Below are 7,169 nucleotides of genomic sequence, written 5' to 3' on the forward strand. Positions count from 1 at the left end.
TCAATGGTGAACCCAATGCTGTTGTCGATCTGCCGGCTGGGCAGATTGTCCGCGTGCGCCTGCTCAACCTGGACAATACCCTGACCTACCGGATCAACCTACGCGGGAATGCCGAGGCGCGTATTTATGCGCTGGATGGCAACCCGATCACGCCGCGTCCGCTGGGCAAGGACTACTGGTTGGGCCCGGGTATGCGTATTTGTCTGGCGATCAAGGTGCCGCCGGCGGGTGAGGAAATCTCCCTGCGCGATGGCCCGGTACGCTTGGGTACCTTGCGCTCGGTCGCCAGTAATGACACGCCGAGTGACTGGCCGCCAGCGCTGCCGGCCAACCCGGTGGCCGAGCCGGATCTGGCCAATGCCGAGAAGCTCCACTTCAATTTTGAGTGGGCAGGTTCGGTGTCGGTGAATACCGAGAATCGACCGCCGAGCCTGTGGCAGATCAATGGTGTTGCCTGGGACATCACGGACAAGACCTGCTCTGATCGCCCGATTGCTACGCTGAAGAAGGGCAAGAGTTACATCTTCGAGCTGAAGAACATGACCCAGTATCAGCACCCTGTTCACCTGCATGGCATGTCCTTCAAGGTGATTGGGTCGAACCGACGCAAAATCGAGCCGTACTTCACCGACACCTACCTGTTGGGCAAGAACGAACGTGCCCAGGTCGCCTTGGTAGCCGATAACCCGGGAACCTGGATGTTCCACTGCCATGTCATCGATCACATGGAAACCGGCCTGATGGCTGCAATCGAGGTAGCCTGATGCGCCAGCCCCAGATCATTGATCGCAGTCGCGATCAGGTTTTCATGCAGATGGCCCTGGACCTTGCGGCCCAAGGCGCGGCCTTGGGTGAAGTGCCGGTGGGTGCGGTGTTGGTGCAGCATGGTGAGGTCATTGGTCGGGGGTTCAATTGCCCGATCAGTGGCAGTGATCCCAGCGCGCATGCCGAGATGGTCGCCATTCGTGCGGCTGCGCAGGCTGCCAGTAACTACCGCTTGCCGGGCAGCACCCTCTACGTGACGCTGGAGCCGTGCAGCATGTGCGCAGGGCTGATCGTCCATTCGCGTATTGCCCGTGTGGTGTTCGGGGCGCTGGAGCCTAAAGCCGGGGTGGTGCAGAGCCAGGGGCAGTTTTTTACCCAGGGTTTTCTCAATCACCGCGTGCTGTTTGAAGGCGGGGTATTGGCCGAAGAATGCGGCAGTATTCTCACTGAGTTCTTCAAGGCGCGGCGTGCGCGATCCTGAGCGGGCATGCCGCTGGAAAGTGCGCGATGACTGACAGCGGGGCTCAGAGGGACGACGGCTGCTCAGGTGGTTTGGTCTTGTTGACCCCCGGCACATGCAGGTTGCCTTCGGCCACCTGATTGCCCTCAAGCTGTGGCTGCGTAACCCAGGTCAGGATGTCGTAGTAGCGACGGATGTTGGCCACGAAGTGCACGGGTTCGCCGCCGCGGGCGTAGCCATACCGGGTTTTGCTGTACCACTGCTTTTGCGACAGGCGCGGCAGCATTTTCTTTACATCCAGCCACTTGTTCGGGTTCAGGCCTTCCCGGGCCGCCAGTTTGCGTGCGTCGTCCAGGTGGCCGCTGCCCACGTTGTAGGCCGCCAATGCGAACCAGGTACGGTCCGGCTCTTCGATCTTGTCGTCCAGCTCGTTCTTGACGTGCATGAAGTACTTGGCGCCACCGCTGATGCTCTGCTTGGGGTCCAGTCGATTGGAGACGCCCATGGCCTGGGCCGTGCGTTGGGTGAGCATCATCAGCCCGCGAACCCCGGTCTTGGAGGTGACCTCTGCCTGCCACATCGACTCTTGGTAGCCGATGGCCGCCAGCAGGCGCCAATCAACCTTTTCTTTCTTGGCCGTGGCCTGGAAATGCTTCTCGAAGCGTGGCAAGCGTTGCTGCAGGTGTTGGGCGAAGGTATACGCGCCGACGTAGCCAAGTACATCGACATGGCCGTAATAGCGGTCTTTCAGGCGTTGCAGGGTGCCGTTCTTTTGGGCCTTGTCGAGGAAGGTGTTGATTTCGTTGAGCAGGCTGTTGTCGTCGCCAGCGGCGACGGCCCAGCGCTGGTCGCGGGCATCCCCCAGATCAAACGCTACCCGTACGTTGGGGAAGTAAACCTGGTTCATTGCCAATTCGTTGGAGTCGACCAGGGTCAGGTCGATCTGGCCTTCGTCGACCATGCGCAGCAGGTCGACCACTTCGACCGCCTCGGACTCTTCGTAACTGAGCTTGGGGTACTGTTTCTTCAGTTCCGCCAACTGCTCGGCATGGGAGCTGCCCTTGAGCACCATGATGCGCTTGCCGACCAGGTCGGTGACGTCGGTAGGGCGTGAGCGGCCGTTGCGATAAATGATCTGGGGCGTGACTTCCAGGTAGGGGTGGGAAAAGCGCACCTGTTGTTTGCGCTGCTCGCTGCTGACCAGGCCGGCGGCGGCCAGTACCGGGCCTTGTGGCTTGCCCAGTTGTCCGAACAGGTCATCAAGGTTGTCGGCGGTTTCGATCTTCAGCTCTACCCCCAGATCGTCGGCAAAGCGCTTCACCAGTTCGTACTCGAAGCCGGTTTCGCCGTTGCGGTCCTGGAAGTAGGTGGCCGGGCTGTTGCGGGTAACCACGCGCAGCACGCCATCCTCTTTGACTCGCTCGAGTGTGCTGGGTTTTTCAACGCAGGCACCGAGCAGCAGTAAGAGTCCGGTTGCGATGAGCCATTTGGCGCAACGCTGGCGCAAAGCAGTCTGGGCAAACATAACGTGCAGTATACGCAAAGGTCAGGCCCAGCCATATCTCGACAATGGGTGGCTTGTCTGTTAGCGATGGGCAAAAATGTACGCGCAAAATGTAGGGTTTTTACCGTCTTTTTCAATTTAAGAGGTGGCGCTGTTGTAGGCCGTCAGCAGATACCGATATTCGGGCAGGGGTGGATGCAGCGTTTCGAGTGCCTGACGCGCCGGTTTAGGCTACAATGCACGGCCTCTAAGCACACCCCCTTCCTGAGGCTGTCCCGACGATGTTGATCCTGCGCGGCGCTCCTGCCCTTTCTGCCTTTCGCCACGGTAAGTTAATCGAGCAACTGAGCCAGAAAGTCCCCGCTGTTAGTGGTTTGTATGCTGAATTCGCTCATTTCGCCGAGGTTGACGGTGATCTGACCGCCGACCAACAGCAGGTGCTTGCACGTCTGCTCAAGTACGGCCCTAGCGTACCGGTCCAGGAGCCCACTGGCCGCCTGTTTCTGGTAGTGCCACGTTTCGGCACCATTTCGCCCTGGTCGAGCAAGGCCAGCGACATCGCCCACAACTGTGGCCTGACTAATATCCAGCGCCTGGAGCGGGGTATCGCCTTCTATGTCAGCGGTGAGCTGAGCGAGGCTGATGTCGTTGCCGTTGCCGACGTGCTGCACGACCGCATGACTCAGCTGGTGCTGAGCAAGCTGGAAGATGCCGCGGGTCTGTTCAGTCACGCACAACCCAAGCCGTTGACGGCGGTCGATGTACTGGCCGGTGGCCGCGCCGCACTGGAAAAGGCCAACGTCGAGTTGGGCCTGGCCCTGGCTGACGATGAGATCGATTACCTGGTCAATGCCTTCCTGGGCTTGAAGCGCAATCCGCACGACATCGAGCTGATGATGTTCGCCCAGGCCAACTCCGAGCATTGCCGGCACAAGATCTTCAATGCCAGCTGGGATATCGATGGCGAAAGCCAGGAAAAAAGCCTGTTCGGCATGATCAAGAACACCTACCAACTGCACAACGAAGGCGTGTTGTCTGCTTACAAGGACAACGCCTCGGTGATCGTAGGTTCCGTGGCCGGTCGTTTCTTCCCGAACCCTGAAACCCGCCAGTACGGCGCGGTGCAGGAGCCGGTCCACATCCTGATGAAGGTCGAGACCCACAACCACCCGACCGCTATTGCGCCGTTCCCGGGTGCTTCTACCGGCTCCGGTGGCGAGATTCGCGACGAAGGCGCTACCGGCCGTGGTGCCAAGCCGAAAGCGGGCCTGACCGGTTTCACCGTGTCCAACCTGCGCATCCCCGGTTTCGAACAGCCTTGGGAAAAGCCTTACGGCAAGCCTGAGCGCATCGTCAACGCGCTGGACATCATGATTGAAGGCCCACTGGGTGGTGCGGCGTTCAACAACGAATTCGGTCGTCCAGCCCTGACCGGCTACTTCCGTACCTTCGAGCAGTCGATCACGACCCCGCACGGTGATGAAGTCCGTGGTTACCACAAGCCGATCATGCTGGCCGGTGGTATGGGCAACATCCGTGAAGACCACGTGCAGAAGGGCGAAATCAGTGTCGGCGGCAAGCTGATCGTGCTGGGTGGCCCGGCCATGCTGATCGGCCTGGGCGGCGGTGCCGCCTCGTCGATGGCGACCGGTTCCAGCTCGGCTGACCTGGACTTCGCTTCCGTTCAGCGGGAAAACCCTGAAATGGAGCGTCGTTGCCAGGAAGTGATCGACCGCTGCTGGCAGCTGGGCGACAACAACCCGATCAAGTTCATTCACGACGTCGGTGCGGGCGGCCTGTCCAACGCTTTCCCTGAGTTGGTTAACGACGCCGGTCGCGGCGGTCGTTTCGAACTGCGCAACGTGCCGAACGACGAACCAGGCATGGCGCCGCTGGAAATCTGGAGCAACGAATCCCAAGAGCGTTATGTGCTCTCGGTCGATGCGGCCGATTTCGAGCGTTTCAAGGCTATCTGTGAGCGTGAGCGCTGCCCGTTCGCGGTGGTTGGCGAGGCCACTGCCGAACCGCATCTGACCGTTACCGACAGCCATTTCGGCAACAATCCGGTGGATATGCCACTGGACGTACTGCTGGGCAAGCCGCCAAAGATGCACCGTTCGGTGACCCGTGAAGCGGAACTGGGCGATGATTTCGATCCAAGCGCACTGGCGCTGGATGACTCCATTGATCGCGTATTGCGTCACCCTGCGGTGGCCAGCAAGAGCTTCCTGATCACCATCGGCGACCGCACCATCACGGGTCTGGTTGCTCGCGACCAGATGGTCGGCCCGTGGCAAGTGCCCGTGGCCGATGTCGCTGTCACCGCCACCAGTTTCGATGTCTACACCGGTGAAGCGATGGCCATGGGTGAGCGTACCCCGCTGGCCCTGCTCGATGCCCCGGCGTCCGGTCGCATGGCGATTGGCGAGACCCTGACCAACATGGCTGCCTCGCGGATCGGCAAGCTGTCCGACATCAAACTGTCGGCCAACTGGATGTCCGCCGCAGGTCACCCGGGTGAAGATGCGCGTCTGTATGACACCGTCAAGGCCGTTGGTATGGAGCTGTGCCCAGAGCTGGGCCTGACCATTCCGGTGGGCAAGGACTCCATGTCCATGAAGACCCGCTGGAGCGAAGAGGGCGAGGAGAAGAGCGTTACCTCGCCGCTGTCGCTGGTTGTCACCGGTTTTGCGCCCGTGACTGACATTCGCAAGACCCTCACCCCAGAGCTGCGCATGGACAAGGGCGAGACCGATCTGATCCTGATCGACCTCGGCCGTGGCCAGAACCGCATGGGTGCCTCGATCCTGGCACAGACCCACGGCAAACTGGGCAGCCAGGCGCCTGACGTCGACGATGCCGAAGACCTGAAAGCCTTCTTCGCTGTGATCCAGGGCCTGAACGCTGACGGTCATCTGTTGGCCTACCACGACCGTTCCGATGGTGGTCTGCTGGTCAGCGCACTGGAAATGGCCTTTGCCGGCCACTGTGGCCTGAGCCTGGAGCTCGACACCCTGACCAGCAAGCGTGAGAAGGTCGCGGCGATTCTTTTCAACGAAGAGTTGGGTGCGGTCATCCAGGTGCGTCAGGACGCTACGGCAGAGGTACTGGCACAGTTCAGCGCCGCAGGCCTTGGTGAGGACTGTGTTGCCGTGATCGGTCAACCGATCAACAGCGCAGAAGTGCAGATCAGCCTGAACGGCGAAGTGCTGTTCGACGGTGAGCGCAGTGTGTTGCAGCGCACCTGGGCAGAAACCAGCTACCGGATCCAGCGTCTGCGTGATAACGCTGACTGTGCCGATCAGGAGTTCAATGCCCTGCTGGAAGAAGACAACCCAGGCTTGAACGCCAAGCTGGGCTTTGACGTCAACCAGGATGTCGCGGCGCCTTACATCAAGACCGGTATTCGCCCGCAAGTGGCTGTGCTGCGTGAGCAGGGTGTCAACGGTCAAGTGGAAATGGCCGCTGCGTTCGACCGCGCCGGCTTCAATGCCATCGACGTGCACATGAGCGATATCCTCGCCGGTCGCGTTGACCTGAACGACTTCAAGGGGCTGGTCGCCTGTGGTGGCTTCTCTTATGGTGACGTGCTGGGTGCCGGTGAAGGCTGGGCCAAGTCGGCCCTGTTCAACAGCCGTGCGCGTGATGCCTTCCAGGGCTTCTTCGAGCGTAACGACAGCTTCACCCTGGGTGTCTGCAACGGTTGCCAGATGCTCTCCAACCTGCATGAGCTGATTCCGGGCAGCGAGCTCTGGCCGCACTTCGTGCGTAACCGTTCCGAGCAGTTCGAGGCCCGTGTGGCCATGGTCCAGGTTCAGGAGTCGAACTCGATCTTCCTGCAGGGTATGGCCGGTTCGCGTATGCCGATCGCCATCGCTCACGGTGAGGGTCATGCCGAGTTCCAGAGCCCTGAGGCGCTGCTTGAGGCAGACCTGTCCGGCTGCGTGGCGCTGCGTTTTGTCGACAACCATGGCAAGGTCACAGAAGCTTATCCGGCCAACCCTAACGGTTCGCCGCGTGGTATCACTGGCCTGACCAGCCGCGACGGTCGCGTCACCATCATGATGCCGCACCCTGAGCGGGTCTTCCGTGCCGTACAGAACTCCTGGAAGCCGGACGAGTGGAGCGAAGACGGTGCGTGGATGCGGATGTTCCGTAACGCGCGCGTGTGGGTGAACTAAGCCGGATGTACAAGCTCGCCTTCTTCGTACCGCCTAGCCATCTAGAGGTGGTCAAGGCTGCCGTATTCGCCGCCGGTGGCGGCCGAATCGGTGACTATGACTGCTGCGCCTGGCAGGTACTTGGCCAGGGCCAGTTTCGCCCATTGGACGGCAGCCAGCCGTTCATTGGGCAGGCGGGTGTGGTTGAGCAGGTGGAAGAGTGGCGGGTGGAGTTGGTGGTGGCCGACGCGTTGATTGAATCGGTCGTCACCGCTCTGAA

The 7,169-nt window shown here is 60.7% G+C and carries 5 protein-coding genes; 4 read left to right on the forward strand and 1 reads right to left on the reverse strand.

The features are described 5' to 3' along the window. A partial coding sequence (locus EKA13_RS25015; RefSeq protein ID WP_176717482.1) for a multicopper oxidase family protein occupies window positions 1-764 on the forward strand: 764 nt, incomplete at its 5' end. Further along, window positions 764-1,246: a tRNA adenosine(34) deaminase TadA gene (tadA, locus tag EKA13_RS25020; protein WP_065761799.1), complete on the forward strand. Its 483-nt coding sequence runs from the start codon at window positions 764-766 to the stop codon at window positions 1,244-1,246. The genes EKA13_RS25015 and tadA, both read left to right, overlap by 1 nt. A gap of 43 nt (window positions 1,247-1,289) precedes the next feature. Here tadA and mltF read toward each other — a convergent pair whose 3' ends face one another. Further along, window positions 1,290-2,750, reverse strand: coding sequence for a membrane-bound lytic murein transglycosylase MltF (gene mltF, locus EKA13_RS25025; RefSeq protein WP_065761800.1), 1,461 nt, complete (start codon window positions 2,748-2,750; stop codon window positions 1,290-1,292). Between the two features lie 260 nt (window positions 2,751-3,010). Here mltF and purL point away from each other — a divergent pair, with 260 nt between their 5' ends. Both purL and EKA13_RS25035 read left to right on the forward strand, forming a co-directional pair. Beyond that, the gene (gene purL, locus EKA13_RS25030; protein WP_065761801.1) at window positions 3,011-6,910 is read left to right on the forward strand and encodes a phosphoribosylformylglycinamidine synthase; all 3,900 of its coding nucleotides are present in this window, start codon (window positions 3,011-3,013) and stop codon (window positions 6,908-6,910) included. A 5-nt stretch (window positions 6,911-6,915) separates the two neighbouring features. Continuing rightward, window positions 6,916-7,169: YqfO family protein (locus EKA13_RS25035; RefSeq protein ID WP_065761802.1), on the forward strand; the 254-nt coding region annotated here is incomplete at its 3' end.

The sequence above is a fragment of the Pseudomonas defluvii genome, assembly GCF_001695625.1.
Classification (GTDB): domain Bacteria; phylum Pseudomonadota; class Gammaproteobacteria; order Pseudomonadales; family Pseudomonadaceae; genus Aquipseudomonas; species Aquipseudomonas defluvii.